16 protein-coding genes are annotated in these 14,985 nt (G+C 42.7%); 2 read left to right on the top strand and 14 right to left on the bottom strand.

Annotated elements, in window-relative coordinates; genetic code table 11:
* Nucleotides 1-188: 188 nt before the first annotated feature.
* Both rpoD and dnaG read right to left on the bottom strand, forming a co-directional pair.
* Nucleotides 189-1,298 (bottom strand): RNA polymerase sigma factor RpoD, encoded by a 1,110-nt coding sequence (gene rpoD, locus SM122_RS03535; protein ID WP_155168965.1) that lies wholly within the window; start codon nt 1,296-1,298, stop codon nt 189-191.
* A 2-nt stretch (nt 1,299-1,300) separates the two neighbouring features.
* Nucleotides 1,301-3,079 (bottom strand): DNA primase, encoded by a 1,779-nt coding sequence (gene dnaG / locus SM122_RS03540; protein ID WP_155168963.1) that lies wholly within the window; start codon nt 3,077-3,079, stop codon nt 1,301-1,303.
* Between the two features lie 214 nt (nt 3,080-3,293).
* Between dnaG and mscL the strand changes: the two genes are divergently transcribed.
* Nucleotides 3,294-3,674: a large conductance mechanosensitive channel protein MscL gene (gene mscL, locus SM122_RS03545; protein WP_031573326.1), complete on the top strand. Its 381-nt coding sequence runs from the start codon at nt 3,294-3,296 to the stop codon at nt 3,672-3,674.
* A 101-nt stretch (nt 3,675-3,775) separates the two neighbouring features.
* Here the strand turns inward: mscL and rpsU are convergent, their stop codons facing one another.
* The gene (gene rpsU / locus SM122_RS03550; protein WP_000048054.1) at nt 3,776-3,952 is read right to left on the bottom strand and encodes a 30S ribosomal protein S21; all 177 of its coding nucleotides are present in this window, start codon (nt 3,950-3,952) and stop codon (nt 3,776-3,778) included.
* 179 nt (nt 3,953-4,131) lie between these two features.
* On the opposite strand from rpsU, the gene SM122_RS03555 reads away from it, so the two are divergent.
* Nucleotides 4,132-5,100 (top strand): NAD(P)/FAD-dependent oxidoreductase, encoded by a 969-nt coding sequence (locus tag SM122_RS03555; RefSeq protein ID WP_031573342.1) that lies wholly within the window; start codon nt 4,132-4,134, stop codon nt 5,098-5,100.
* A gap of 454 nt (nt 5,101-5,554) precedes the next feature.
* Here SM122_RS03555 and whiA read toward each other — a convergent pair whose 3' ends face one another.
* The 11 genes from whiA to cdaA all read right to left on the bottom strand — a co-directional run bounded on the left by whiA (nt 5,555) and on the right by cdaA (nt 14,963).
* A complete protein-coding gene (gene whiA, locus SM122_RS03560; protein WP_003006525.1) occupies nt 5,555-6,472 on the bottom strand; it encodes a DNA-binding protein WhiA in 918 nt (305 codons plus the stop codon).
* Nucleotides 6,469-7,446, bottom strand: coding sequence for a YvcK family protein (locus tag SM122_RS03565; protein WP_003017791.1), 978 nt, complete (start codon nt 7,444-7,446; stop codon nt 6,469-6,471). Before SM122_RS03565 ends, whiA begins: the two co-directional genes overlap by 4 nt.
* On the bottom strand, nt 7,443-8,333 hold the full coding sequence (gene rapZ, locus SM122_RS03570) for an RNase adapter RapZ (protein ID WP_009732574.1): 891 nt from the start codon (nt 8,331-8,333) through the stop codon (nt 7,443-7,445). Before rapZ ends, SM122_RS03565 begins: the two co-directional genes overlap by 4 nt.
* A gap of 77 nt (nt 8,334-8,410) precedes the next feature.
* The gene (locus SM122_RS03575; protein WP_003006514.1) at nt 8,411-8,794 is read right to left on the bottom strand and encodes a RidA family protein; all 384 of its coding nucleotides are present in this window, start codon (nt 8,792-8,794) and stop codon (nt 8,411-8,413) included.
* Nucleotides 8,795-8,812: 18 nt separating this feature from the next.
* Nucleotides 8,813-8,977: a hypothetical protein gene (locus SM122_RS03580; protein ID WP_003006512.1), complete on the bottom strand. Its 165-nt coding sequence runs from the start codon at nt 8,975-8,977 to the stop codon at nt 8,813-8,815.
* A gap of 51 nt (nt 8,978-9,028) precedes the next feature.
* Nucleotides 9,029-10,342 (bottom strand): GTPase ObgE, encoded by a 1,314-nt coding sequence (obgE, locus tag SM122_RS03585; RefSeq protein WP_023917726.1) that lies wholly within the window; start codon nt 10,340-10,342, stop codon nt 9,029-9,031.
* Between the two features lie 33 nt (nt 10,343-10,375).
* Nucleotides 10,376-10,507: a DUF4044 domain-containing protein gene (locus SM122_RS03590; RefSeq protein WP_003011566.1), complete on the bottom strand. Its 132-nt coding sequence runs from the start codon at nt 10,505-10,507 to the stop codon at nt 10,376-10,378.
* Nucleotides 10,508-10,624: 117 nt separating this feature from the next.
* Entirely contained in the window at nt 10,625-11,950 is a 1,326-nt protein-coding gene (locus tag SM122_RS03595; RefSeq protein ID WP_324737798.1) for an Ig-like domain-containing protein, read from the bottom strand.
* A gap of 47 nt (nt 11,951-11,997) precedes the next feature.
* Nucleotides 11,998-13,347 carry a phosphoglucosamine mutase gene (gene glmM, locus SM122_RS03600; RefSeq protein WP_272106488.1) on the bottom strand — a complete coding sequence of 450 codons (1,350 nt, stop codon included), beginning with the start codon at nt 13,345-13,347 and terminating at the stop codon, nt 11,998-12,000.
* 21 nt (nt 13,348-13,368) lie between these two features.
* Nucleotides 13,369-14,118 (bottom strand): CdaR family protein, encoded by a 750-nt coding sequence (locus tag SM122_RS03605; protein WP_324737799.1) that lies wholly within the window; start codon nt 14,116-14,118, stop codon nt 13,369-13,371.
* Nucleotides 14,115-14,963, bottom strand: a complete 849-nt coding sequence (gene cdaA, locus SM122_RS03610; RefSeq protein WP_070673848.1) for a diadenylate cyclase CdaA — start codon at nt 14,961-14,963, stop codon at nt 14,115-14,117. The genes SM122_RS03605 and cdaA overlap by 4 nt, the downstream gene beginning before the upstream one ends.
* Nucleotides 14,964-14,985 lie beyond the last annotated feature (22 nt).

Below are 14,985 nucleotides of genomic sequence, written 5' to 3' on the forward strand. Positions count from 1 at the left end.
AGAATTTCTGGGCTCGGGTTAAAAAGATCCGCAGGATCTGGGTCGCTTCTTCATTTCTAGGCGACCGTTAAAAAGATCCCCCGGACCTGGGTCGCTTTTTGATTTCTTGGCGACCGTTAAAAAGGTCCCCCGGACCTGGGTCGCTTCTTCATTTCTAGGCGACCGTTAAAAAGGTCCCCCGGACCTTTTTAATCCTCTATAAAGTCACGCAATGGTTTGCTTCTGCTTGGGTGGCGGAGTTTGCGGAGGGCTTTGGCTTCGATCTGACGGATCCGTTCACGGGTCACATTGAAGACTTTCCCCACATCTTCCAAGGTCCGCATTTTTCCATCATCCAGACCAAAACGAAGACGCAAAACATTTTCTTCCCGGTCTGTCAGGGTATCGAGGACTTCATCCAATTGTTCACGTAGAACCACACGAGTGGTGTAGTCTACTGGATTTTCAATCACTTCGTCTTCGATGAAATCTCCCAAATGGCTATCGTCTTCTTCTCCGATTGGAGTTTCAAGAGAAACAGGCTCTTGAGCAATCTTCAAGATTTCACGCACCTTGTCTGGTGTCATATCCATACGTTCAGCGATTTGTTCAGGTGTTGGATCTTGTCCCAATTCTTGCAAGAGATTGCGTTGCTCACGAACCAACTTGTTAATGGTTTCCACCATGTGAACAGGAATCCGAATGGTACGCGCTTGGTCTGCAATGGCACGAGTGATGGCCTGACGGATCCACCAAGTAGCATAAGTAGAGAACTTGAACCCTTTGGTATAGTCAAACTTATCAACCGCCTTCATCAAGCCCATGTTTCCTTCTTGGATCAAATCCAAAAATTGCATCCCACGACCAACGTAACGTTTCGCAATGGATACAACCAAACGAAGGTTGGCTTCTGCTAGACGTTGCTTAGCTTCCAAGTCACCTTGTTCCACCAAGATAGCCAATTCTTGTTCTTCTTCATTGGTCAAAAGAGGAACAACCCCAATTTCTTTCAAGTACATACGTACCGGGTCATTGACCTTAGCAGAGTTGCTTCCAAGCAATTCCTCATCTGACAACTCTGGCTCTTCCTCATTGTTCAACACACGCGCACTTGGGTTGCCGTCTTTATCAGTGATCGAAATCCCTGCATCTTGAATGCGTTGCAAAAGATCTTCAATCCAATCTGCATCTAGCGTGAATGGAATAACCAATTGGTCATTAATTTCATCATCTGTTGCAGTTCCGCTTTTCTTGTGGCTGCGAATAAATTCTGCAATTTGAACGTCCAATGTTGTAATATCTTTTTGTTCTTTAGCCATTCCTACTCCATTCTTCTTTTTTGAGCGATTAAACGCTCGAGTTCCAATAAAGCTTTTTCCGCATCCCCTATTGAGGAAGCTTCCTTCACTTTATTTCCAATTTGTTGACTTTCTTTGCGAAGAAGCTCACGATTCCGCGTCGCTTCTACTTCTTCTAACTCACCATCTGCTATCTCTTCTGGTAAATCTTCTTCTAACATCCGGTACCAGGCGTGCTGGATCCCTTCAGGCTGCTCGGATAAATCCTGAGAGGTGACTTCTCCATTTTGACAGAGCAATTGATACAAGATCTGTAACTCCGGCGTGTCAAAGGCAAAATCAGGTCGCAAACGGTAATCATTGAGCACCATTGGAAAATCCTTCATCCTACTTAATAAATGATTTTCCGCCTTGATCAAGCGCGTCATCCCACGATTCGGCAAGAGCTCTACTGAAAAATTCGACGTTTTTGATCGTCCACCTTTTTGCGCTTCTTGCCGTTGATGCAAGCGACTATTATTGACAATCTGCTCAATCTGCAAGTAATCAAAGTCCGGCAATAAATCAGCCAACTTATAAATATAGGTGTTTTGCGCTGTAATGGAGCGCGTCTGGGCGATCATCGGTGCCAGCTTTTCGACAAACTCAATTTGCGCCTGCAAGTTCTCAATATACTGGGGTTTCCAGTAGTGCATCCAGAATTCAACCTTACTGATTCGAGAATTCTTCAAGAGGGTAGCAAGATCTTCTGGGGACGTCTTTTTGAGGTACTCATCAGGGTCCATCTGATCTGGGATACGGACGATCTCTAACTCCAGATCCTGCAAGACATCCAAGGCCTTAGCTGTTGCTTCAAGCCCTGCCTTATCCCCATCATAGGTCAAGATGACCTTTTTGGTAAAATGAGACAGGTGCTGGACATGCTCTGGTGTCAAGGCTGTCCCCATAGAAGCGACCGCATTTTCAATCCCAGCTCGATATGCCGCAATGACATCCATAAAGCCTTCCATGATATACATTTCATGTTGCTTTTTGGCGCTTGCCTTAGCCTGATCTAAATGATAGAGTTCATAACTTTTATTAAATAGACGGGTACTACGACTATTCTTGTACTTGGCTTGATGACTGCCATCATCCGTCATTTTCCACAGCCTACCAGAAAAGGCAATGACACGTCCACTATCATCTGTCAAGGGAAACATGATCCGATCCTGAAAAGCATCAAAAACCGTTCCAGCATCTGAGATTGTAAACAAACCCGAATCGGTAATCACTTTCTCAGAGAATTTCTCAGAGAGATTGCGATAGAGGTAATTTCCTTCTGCAGGGGCTAAGCCCAATTGAAAATGTCGGATGACTTCATCCGTCAGACCACGTTCATGCAGATAGTGTCGCGCTTCTTCCCCCATCTTAGTCGTCATCAAAATCGCCTGATAAAACTTACTAGCTTCCTGATGAATCTCATAAAGTTCTTGGTTGGGATTGATAGACGTTGGTTGAGCCGGCCTTACTTGGTACTGAAGCGCAATGCCAGCTTTTTCTGCTACGATCTGGACCGCATCCATAAAGGCGACTCCACGGTAGTCCTCAATAAACTTAAAGACATCTCCAGAGCGACCACATCCGAAACAATGGTAAAACTGCTTGTCTTCAACGACATTAAAGGAAGGAGTCTTTTCACCATGAAAAGGACAGAGGCCTAAAAAGTTACGGCCCGCCTTGGTCAAAGAAACAACTTCTCCAATGACTTCAACAATGTTTACACTGTTTTTAATCTCTGCAATCAGCTCTTTATCAACCATAAACAGTGCCTCCATTTTACCATAGATTATCACTTTATATTTTATACTAAAAGTTAGTAAAAGTAAATTTTTTCCTACCGATTTCACACAGAAAAGAAAAGATTTTCAACCTTTATCACTAATTTAAAAAAATTGGGCATATTTCTTGTCAGTCACATATTTTTCCGTTATACTATCATAGTAAAAAATTATTATGAAAGGACATATATAGGATATGTTAAAAGATTTGAAAGCTTTTCTCCTTCGTGGAAACGTTGTTGACCTTGCTGTTGCAGTCGTTATCGGAGCTGCATTCGGAGCTATCGTAACATCATTTGTTAACGATATCATCACTCCACTTATTTTGAAACCAGCTTTGAAAGCTGCTCATGTTGAAAATATTGCACAATTGTCATGGAACGGTGTTGCATACGGTAGCTTCTTGAGCGCTGTGATCAACTTCCTTGTTGTTGGTACTGTTCTTTTCTTCGTAGTGAAAGCTGCTGAAAAAGCTCAAAACCTTGGTAAAAAAGAAGAAGCTGTCGAAGAAGAAGCTGCTGCTCCTACTCAAGAAGAGTTGCTTGCTGAAATCCGCGACTTGCTTGCAAACAAATAATCAGATAAAAAGATCCGATCTTCTAGCTGGAAGGTCGGTTTTTTTGTCTTTGATGGATGAGAAAAAACAAAAAACAGACCGAAGTCTGTTTCTGTATTCAATTAGAATTTTTTACGTTTACGAGCTGCTTCTGATTTACGTTTACGTTTTACAGAAGGTTTTTCATAGAATTCACGTTTGCGTGTTTCTTGAAGAGTACCAGCTTTAGTAACCGCACGTTTGAAACGACGAAGAGCATCGTCAAGAGATTCATTCTTACGTACTACTGTTTTTGACATATTTTTCACTCCCTTCAAGCCTAAAATCTTAATCATTTTATCACACTTTAAGGACGCTGTCAAGATCTTTTAAAACTTTTCTAGCCTTCCTAGCCTTCATGCCATTTCTTTTTTCCGACTTTTTCATTCTTTCTATTTTATGATACAATGGAAACATAGAAAACCCTGAAGGAGATACCATGTCAGAAATTTATGATATTACGATTGTTGGGGGCGGACCAGTTGGTCTGTTTGCTGCTTTTTATGGCAATATGCGCCAAGTTAAAGTCAAACTGATTGATTCCTTACCTCAACTTGGAGGACAACCAGCCATTCTCTATCCAGAAAAAAGTATCCTCGATGTACCCGGATTTACCAATTTAACAGGTGAAGAATTGAGCAACCGCTTGATCGAGCAAGTCAAACGATTCGATACACCGATCTTCCTCAATGAAACTGTAGAGGATATTCAAAAAGAGGGCGACCTCTTCACTATCACTACTTCTCGTCAGGTACATCAGTCTAAAGCCGTCATCATTGCCATGGGTGGCGGTGCCTTTAAACCACGTGCTCTTGATATCGAGGGGGCTGAAGACTTCGATAATGTCCACTACCATGTTTCAAACATCCAGCAATATGAAGGACAGCAAGTGACCGTCCTTGGTGGTGGGGACTCTGCTGTGGACTGGGCTCTTGCTTTTGACAAGATTGCTCCAACTACAATCATTCACCGTCGGGACAACTTCCGTGCCTTGGAACATAGCGTTGAAGAACTCAAACAATCTTCTGTCAGCATCAAAACACCATTTGTTCCTAGCCGCTTGATTGGCGAAAATGGTCATGCCACTCATCTTGAAATCACAAAAGTTAAATCCGATGAAACCGAACTTATCCCGATTGATCACTTATTTGTCAACTATGGCTTTAAATCTTCTATCGGAAACTTGAAAGAATGGGGTGTAGAATTGCAACGCCATAAAATCAAGGTGAACCAAAAACAAGAAACCAGCCTTCCTGGAATTTATGCCTGTGGAGACTGCTGCTTCTACGAAGGAAAGATTGATCTCATCGCTACAGGTCTTGGGGAAGCTCCAACAGCCGTAAACAATGCCATCAACTACATCTATCCAGATAAGAAAGTCCAACCAACGCACTCAACTAGTTTATAATAAAAAAGGCCTTTGGCCTTTTTTAAATTGAAGTCAAACTATTTTAAGTTAATCGATTCTGCAAAGAAGTAAAAATGAGTTCCTATTTTTAGTATGAATCAAGAAAATACAAAAACTTTCCGCTGTGAGAAAAGTGCCTGAAACAATACGTTTCAGGCACTCGGGAGTTTTGAGAGTAAAACAGTTTGGGAAACTGTTTTAGCCTGAGCCCAGAAAATAAAGAGCGAAGGGGCTCAATACGAATTGAACACGGGCTGCGGCTTGTGTCAAAAAGATAAGTTTTCCTAGAACCTAAGGTTTCTGCGTCAAACTTCCTATTTTGACTTGATCCGCAGACGCCCTTAGTATCTTGATTTAGTCATGGAACTTCTACGAAGTTCGCTGACGTCCGTACTCACCTAAGGAAAGTTTTTAAAAAGACTTTATCCTCATTATGAAAGGCCTTTGGCCTTTTTTATTTGTCTAAATCGTCTGCGATCTTATTGATCTTACGCAAGCGGTGATTGACACCGCTTTTTGAAATAGGTTGTTGCAAACTATCAGCGATCTGCTGGATAGAATAATCTGGATGGTTCATCCGGATATAGGCAACTTCTTGCAGGTCACTTGGTAAACTTCCTAGACCGACCGTATCCACAATTTTACTAATATTATTAATGGTTTTCATGCTAGCAGTGACTGTGCGCTGAATATTGGCCATCTCGGCATTATTCGCCCGATTGAGGTCATTACGCGTCTCTCTCATAACCTTGATAGACTCAAATTCCTGCATGGCTTGCATGGCCTCTACTACAATTAGAAAATCAATAATATCTTCCGCTCGTTGCAGATAGGTCACCACTCCTTTTTTCCGCTCGATGGTTTTCGCATCTAGTAAAAATCCTTGCATGAGAAGGGCAATTCCTTCCGCGTGGTCTGTATAAACAGAATGAATTTCCAGCTGGTACTTCCCTTTTTCAGGATCCTTGATGGAACCACTCGATAGAAAAGCTCCTCGAAGATAAGCACGACTAGCCACCTCATCTTCTAAAACACTGGCATCAATGCCTGTCTCAATCCCAAAGAAGGCATCTGCCAAATGCAAGTCAGCTAGAATCTCTTCCACCTTTTCATCCAAAAATACTGTGTAAACACGATTTTTTTTCAAATTGGTTTTTTGGTGGTGGCGAATATCCGATTTAGCCTCATAGAAATGATGCAACAATTCATAGATATGGCGAGCGATCTTGGCATTTTCTGTTGTTACCGAGAGCGTCAAGCCCCCCATTGAAATCCCAAGACTTCCAGACATCTTGATAATGGCAGCCAATTCACTCTTTTCAAATCGCTTGAGAGACAATAATTCTTCTTTGACACGAACCGTAAAACTCATTTTCTCACCTGCACGATCTGCATCAACTCTTCGACTACTTTTTCGCCATCATGAAAGGCTCCTCCATTGACCAACTTCAAGAAATCAGAAGAAATCACTTGGGGAACTTGCGAGTGTAGCCCCTTGAAATCGTGCTCTACCTGCACCAAGTATTCATCAAATTTGTTACTGTTCATGTAAGCTGCGGGAACCTGATTGATATTGACAAGGACCGTATCGATGAACTTCTCTCCCAAATGTTTATGGAGAACGGCAACGTGGTCACTGTCTGTGAAATGCTCGGTTTCTCCTCTTTGGGTCATGATGTTACAAACATAGGCTACCTGAGCCTTGGTTTCAAGGATGGCTTTCCCAATCTCATCAATCATCAAATTAGGAAGGATCGAGGTAAAGAGCGAACCAGGACCTAAGACGACCATATCACTTTCAAGAATAGCTTCCACCACTTTCTTACTAGCTTTTGGGCGCTCTTGATCAAAGGTATTGGTCACATAAACATGATCAATCATGCCGGTGTAGTTGGCAATGTGGCTTTCTCCTACCACTTCCTTTCCATCTTGAAAAACGGCATGAAGGGTCAAGGGACTATCACTGGAAGGATAGATCTTTCCGGTCGTATGAAAGAATTTGGTTAACAACTGCATGGCATTATAGGTCGAGCCTTGCATCTCCGAAATCCCTGCAATGATCAAGTTTCCCAAAGGGTGTCCAGCCAAAGGGCCATCATCGTCTGCAAAGCGGTATTGAAAGACCTTCTCATAAAAACGAGGCATATCTGACATGGCAACCAGCACATTTCGAAGATCTCCAGGTGGTGTCAATTTTTGGATGTTCTTCCGCAATTCACCTGAACTCCCACCATCATCTGCAACGGTTACAATAGCAGTAATATCGACCGGTTTCTTTCTCAGACTATCGAGAATAACAGAAATCCCTGTTCCTCCTCCAATAACGGTTACTTTAGGTTTTCTCATGAGCGATTCACCGTTTCTTTCCGTCTGTCCTTGTCCCTATGACTGCAATTGACCTGCCAATTTTTTTCTAAATCATGCGCTAAGCGCTCTGCAAAGGCTACTGAACGGTGTTGCCCACCGGTACAGCCCATAGCGATGGTGAGAACGGATTTACCTTCCCGTTTATAAGACGGTAAAATAGGTACGATCAAGTCATGGAGATGACGGTAAAAGTCCTCTGATTCAGGGTGATCCATGACATAATCATAGACTGCTGGATCCTGACCGGTCAAATTCCGAAGTTCCAATTTGTAGTAGGGATTTGGAAGGAAACGCACGTCAAAGACAAGGTCAGCATCGATCGGAAGGCCATATTTAAAACCAAATGACATGACCTCAACCCGAAAATCTGGCTGATTATCTTGACTGGCAAATTGTTCTGCAATGGTTTTTCTCAAATTACGAGGTGTCAACTCAGTCGTATCCACCACATTTTGACTGATATTTTTTAAAGGGGACAAGAGTTCGCGCTCTAGGGTAATCCCATCTAAGACACGGCCATCTGCCGCTAATGGATGGCTACGACGGGTTTCCTTGTATCGTGCTACCAACTCACTATCAGTGGCATCCAAGAACAAGACCTTGAAATCGAGGTCTTCTTGGTTGTCCAATTCATCCAAAATGGTGCGAATTTCATTGAAAAAAGAACGGCTCCGCATATCCACAACAACGGCTAATTTATTGTTATCCGGGCTATGACGCATGAGCTCAATAAATTTCAGCAAGAGCGCCGGTGGCATATTATCGATGGTAAAGTAACCCAAATCCTCAAACGATTGGATGGCGACGGTCTTGCCCGCACCGCTCATCCCGGTTACCATGACCAGTTGAATCTTACTTTCTGTCATTTTCTCCTCCCATAAATAAAACAGAGTGGCCTACAGTTTCCTGCTCTCCACTCTGTCTTTTTGTCTTTGAATGGTTATTAGGCTTTGATTTCCGCAATAACTTCAATTTCAACCTTCACATCACGTGGCAGGCGTGCTACTTCAACAGCAGATCGAGCTGGAAACTCTGTGGTAAAGACTGTTTTATAGACCTCATTAAAAGGTACAAAGTCATTCATATCACTTAAGAAACAAGTGGTTTTCACCACGTGGTCAAAGTCTGTCCCAGCCTCTTCCAAAATAGCCCCAATATTCTTTAAGACTTGCTCTGTTTGTTCTTGGATGGTTTCGCCAATGATTTCGCCAGTTTCAGGTGACAAGGGAACTTGTCCACTTGCAAAGAGAAGATTCCCTACGATTTTCCCTTGAACATAAGGTCCAATTGCTGCGGGTGCTTTATCTGTATGAATTGTTTTTGCCATAGTATTCTCCAAGTCTATTTACTTCTGCTGGTTTTCTTTTGCTAATTTTTCCCTTTGTAAACGCAATTTTCGCTTAGGATTTAGCGTGTTAAAGAGTTCTTCTAGTTTTTCAGCATTCCAAACATCGGCTGCTGAAACAAAATTTCCATTTTCATCTCGAAAAGATATTGGTTTATCTCCCACTGAAAAAGCCTCACTTCTTATTTGGAATCCTTGATCCTCTGGGGATCTATCTTAATCTACAAACTCAAATTCAAATTTACCGATCCGGACAATATCGCCATCTTTTGCCCCACGCGCACGGAGAGCTTCATCAACACCCATGCCACGCAATTGACGAGCAAATTTCATGACCGCTTCATCACGATCGAAATTCGTCATATTAAAGAGTTTTTCAAGTTTTTCACCAGACAAGACCCAAGCGGCATCGTCATCCCGACTGATGTCAAAGGCTGGCTGGTCTTCATCAAAGCCATAGTAGACTTCTTCTTGGGCCATTTCGTCTTCTGAATACAAGAGGAATTCTGGCGTTTTGTCTAACAATTCTGCCGTTGCTTCTAACAAGTTGTCCAAACCTTGATGCGCCAAACTAGAGATCGGAAAGATCTGTGGCAGTTCATCAAACTCATCATAATTGGCCGCCAATTTCTTCTTGAATTCTTTCAAGTTTTCTTGGCTCTCTGGCATATCCATCTTATTTGCCACGATAATCTGAGGACGTTCCATCAAACGAAGATTATAGGTTTCAAGCTCTTTATTGATTTGAACATAATCTTCGTAAGGATCGCGTCCTTCACTCGCTGACATATCAATAACATGTAAGATAACTCGTGTGCGCTCGATGTGGCGAAGGAACTGGGTTCCTAGTCCGACTCCTTGGCTAGCTCCTTCAATCAATCCAGGAAGGTCTGCGACTGCAAACGATTCACCTGATGGCGTCCGAACCATTCCCAAATTTGGAACGATGGTAGTGAAATGATAAGCTCCAATCTTTGGTTTGGCTGAAGTGATGACACTAAGAAGGGTAGATTTCCCAACAGAAGGGAAGCCAACCAAACCAACGTCTGCCAAGACTTTGAGTTCTAATTCGAGTTCGCGCTCCTGGCCAGGTTCCCCGTTCTCAGAAATCTCTGGAGCTGGATTCTTTGGAGTAGCAAAACGAATATTTCCACGTCCGCCACGGCCACCGTGTGCGACAATGTACTCTTGTCCATTTTCAACTAGGTCTGTAATGACCTTGCCAGTCTCAGCATCTCGGACGGTCGTTCCTTGAGGGACTCGTACATAGAGATCTTCTGCTCCCCGTCCGTGCATCCCTTTGGTCATTCCTTTTTCCCCATTTTGGGCTTTGAAATGCCGATTATAACGGAAGTCCATCAAGGTGCGCAAGCCTTCGTCTACTACGAAGATGACATTGCCACCACGACCTCCATCACCACCCCAAGGTCCGCCATTAGGGACATATTTTTCGCGGCGAAAAGCCACCATGCCATCGCCGCCATTTCCAGCCTTGACCTTAATCTTGGCAGTATCTAAAAACATACTCATAAATAGATGATTTCCTTTATTTCTGTGTGCGTCTTAGTAAGAAAGAGCACCAATTGCGGTTGCAAAGATTGCACCAACCGTTACAATCAACATAATCACAATGACCACCATCGTGATCATTTCAAATGGTGTTTTTTTACGTTTTCCGTTATCTCCAAAAGCCACTTCTAATACCTCGATTACTATAAATTCATTAGCCCTATTTTACCACGAAATAGGGGATTTTTCAAATCGAGCCTACACAAAAAGACCAGACAGAAGTCTGATCTTTCATTGATCATATTAAGAATCTTTTCTTACACGTAAAACTCCAACCGATAGAACTGCTAGAAAGACACCCATGATAAGAACCACCGGTGTCATCTTTTCACCTGTACTTGGAAGAACTTTTTTCTTACCAGGTTTTGGGGCTTCTTCTTTAACAGAAGATGAAGATGATTTCAATGAAGAACTTGATGTGGATGTTGAGTTCGATGTAGAACTGGAACTCGTTGAAGATGATGAACTTGATGAAGAACTAGAACTCGTTGAAGATGATGAGCTTGATGAAGAACTAGAACTTGATGAGGAGGTTGAGCTAGGTGTCGGTGGCGTTTGATCTTTCTCACCTAATCCCTCTCCGGATCCTGTTTCCAATCTCAATTCACGGGTTAAACTACGCGGTGCTGGGAAATTGGTTGCTGTCCATGTTAATGTATTATGGACAATATCGCCTACTTTCGTTCCAGGAGCTACTTTTGTAGAATATTCAATATACATTGGCCAATTGTAGTTATCACCAAATTCAATTGTAAAACCAGTGGTCTTTCCATCTGCATTCTTATTGAAAACAGCTTTTTTAGTAAAGTTATCAAGAACTGGGAGACTCAAGATCTGCGCTTCGTTCTTGATCCCACCTTCTACAGGAGCATAGCGAACCGCACGTAAGCTACCTTCAACCAATGTTAATCCATCTCCGAATTGGTCTTTAATGACCATTCCACGAAGCATATCTTGGCGAGCATTTAAGAGAATCCGCCATTTGATAATGGTTGGATCAGACTTATCTTGGTAACCGTATTTCATCTCATAGTCTCCAGCTTCTCCAGCTGTTTTTTCATAATTAAATGAAAAATCTGTATTTCCTAGTTTAAACTGGATTGGAGAAGTTTTTGTAACTACTTCTGAGTCTACTTTTACATCAAAATGAAGAGCAACTCGTTTGTTGAGTGGATGAGATGCGAAATAATCATTAAAGGTAACGGTCACTGTTTTCTTAGCTGTATCAACGACAGCTTTCCCCACCGTCTGACCATTTGATTGACCTTCCTCAAGAACATTGAATTCCAGTGCTGTGTAGAGGGCTAATTCTTTTGGCAAACTAAGAGTTAAGGTATCACCAGCTTGAATAGTTTGCGAATCTGGAAAGGCTAAATAAATACTTGCTGACAATTTTTCATTTGTCAACACCTTGCTCCCATTTGTTAGCGTGTTACCGTCTTTCGTTAGACGTGCTGTCTGTGTATATGATGAGACTTCTGCAGCATGTATTGTTTTAGTCAAACCAGCTGTGAATAGAATCGTTAGCACTAAGGCAAGTGCCCATACAATTTGACGAACCTGTTTCATATATACCTCCTCTGCTCGCCTATTTGCGAGCCATGTTTTTTACAAGGTTAAAGTCCGATTTCTGCTTGAACAACTGCAGCAATGGTATCTACATAGTAGTCCACTTCTTCATGGGTTGGTGCTTCTGCCATCACTCGAAGGTGGGGTTCAGTTCCACTTGGACGTACCAAAATACGTCCATTTCCTGCCATCTCCGCTTCCATTTTTTCAATGATTTCACGAATAGCAGGTACTTCCATCGCCTTATCTTTCATGCTATTTTCAACCCGGATATTGACGAGTTTTTGTGGATAAATGGTTACTTCAGCAGCCAATTCAGATAATTTCTTGCCGGTTTCTTGCATGATTTTAGTCAATTGAACTCCTGTTAATTGACCATCACCAGTCGTGTTGTAATCCATGATGACGACGTGACCGGATTGTTCACCACCAAGGTTGTAACCAGACTTGCGCATCTCTTCGACCACATAACGATCTCCAACAGCTGTGATTTCTTTTTGAATTCCCTTCGCATCTAATGCCTTGTGGAAGCCGAGATTGGACATGACGGTTGTGACGATCGTATTTTTTTCGAGCAAGCCTTTGCTTGAAAGATAAGAACCGATGATGTACATGATCTTATCCCCGTCAACGATCTCTCCATTTTCATCCACTGCAATCAAGCGATCGCTGTCTCCGTCAAAGGCTAGACCAATCGCTGCGCCTACTTCTTTGACTTTCTCTTGCAAATGCTCTGGGTGAGTAGAACCAACCCCATCATTGATGTTCAAACCATCTGGGTTTTCACCGATGACGGTCAATTGAGCTCCCAGATCTGCAAAGATTTGACGGGCACTAGTAGAGGCTGCACCATTTGCTGTATCTAAGACTACGTGCATGCCCTCGAGTTGGACACCTGTCGATACAAGGAATTCTTGATACTTACGCAAGCCTTCTGGATATTCCATGACCGTTCCTAAACCTTGGGCACTTGGACGTGGAAGGGTATCTTCAGCAGCATCAAGCAAGGCTTCAATTTCAAGTTCGCGATCATCATCCAATTTGAAACCATCACCACCAAAGAATTTGATGCCATTGTCCAAGGCTGGATTGTGGCTAGCAGAAATCATAACGCCGGCGCTGGCTTTTTCCGTACGAACCAGATAGGCAACACCTGGCGTTGCAATCACACCCAACTTATAAACGCGAATCCCAACTGATAAGAGGCCAGCGATCAAAGCATGCTCCAGCATTTCACCAGAAATACGCGTATCACGTCCAACAAACACCAAGGGTGTTTCTTCTTCATGTTGGCTCAACACATAACCACCGAAACGGCCTAATTTAAAGGCCAATTCTGGTGTTAATTCTACATTTGCTTCTCCGCGGACACCGTCCGTTCCAAAATATTTACCCATTCTTTATTACCTTTTTACTTTCTAATTACTTGAACTGGAAGAGGTCGACGACGAACTGCTAGAGCTTGACGTAGACGAACTACTCTTTGTGGTCACTTGAATCCGTGTTTCACTCGGCTTGACCAGACCTGGTAGAACATTTCCTTGGGCATCTACTGCATTTAAGGAAATGGTTCCGCTATAATTCCCACTAATGATCTCACTAGATGGAAAGACAGCTTCGACATGATCAATGCGACTTAAGGTTTCTTGATCACTCGTCACTTCCACCTTAGTTGTTTCAAGAGAAATATCCGTTACTGTTATCCCATCCACAATTTGATTGTCCGGGATCGTAGCCCTGACAGCAAATGATTTTTTCGCTTTCTTCCCGATTTTTACTGTAACTTTCTGAGGCTCTACAGTTGCTGTCAAACCGGCTGGAAGATCTTCTATAATCAACGGCACTTCAACGGTACCTTCCTTGGCCTTACGAAGATCTGCTACCACACGAAACTTCCGAGTGCCCGGTTGCATCTCACTAGCAAGAGCAACCCGGTTTGAACCTTTCAGAAAGACCGTTAGCTCTGATGTCAACCCACTGACAAAGTATGTCTTGTCATTATACTTGGCATCAATTGGAATATTGGTCAAGGTATTGGTGTAGGTCTCTGAGCTGACTTGTCTAGCGCTACTATTATTTTGAAAATTAAAGGAAGACGCATTGATAAACAAGATAAAGGACAATAAGACGGAGGCGAAAACATAAAGAAATTCTTTTTTCGATCTCATTTTGTCACCCTCCCAAATAGACGCTCTTTCCAACTAATCGTTTTATTCTCTTCAGGAACCAAGAAGGCTCTCAATTCTGATTCGAACTCTTCTAAAGTTAAATCGTGTCGGAAGGTTCCATTGTAGGTCACAGAGACCCCACCCGTTTCTTCTGATACCACAAAGGTAAAGGCATCCGAAACTTCAGATAAACCAATGGCTGCGCGGTGACGCGTTCCGAACTCTTTTGAAATTCCAGTATTTTCGGTCAAGGGCAGGTAGGCACAAGAAACAGCGATTTTATCATTGCGGACAATGACGGCTCCATCATGCAAGGGAGTATTAGGAATGAAGATATTAATCAGCAATTCTCCTGAAATTTCTGCATCTAGAGGAATCCCTGTGGAAATATATTCCTGAAGGGTTCTGGCTCCTTGAATGGCTACCAAGGCACCAATCTTACGTGGGCTCATATAAGCTACTGCCTTGACATAGGCCTGCACCATCTTCTCTTCCTGACTGACTTCACTCGTCGTAAAGAATTCTGTCGCTCGACCCAGACGTTCTAAACCAATCCGAATCTCAGGGGAGAAAATCACAACCAGGGCAATAACCCCATAGGTAATGACTTGATTGATCAGCCATGAAATAGTCGTGAGACCTAAGAAATTGGCTAAAAACTGCATCAAGAAAAAGATAATAACTCCACGAACCAAAATCATGATCTTGGTCCCAACGATGGCCTTGATCAAAAAATACAACAACCAAGCCACCAGGGCAATATCGATGATATTGATAATAATACTCCACCAATTCGGGAACAAACTGGTCCAAAATTGTGGATTTGTAAACTGTTGAATATTCATATTCTCATACCTACCACTTCTC

This window comes from Streptococcus gingivalis (assembly GCF_035544715.1).
GTDB classification, from domain to species: domain Bacteria; phylum Bacillota; class Bacilli; order Lactobacillales; family Streptococcaceae; genus Streptococcus; species Streptococcus gingivalis.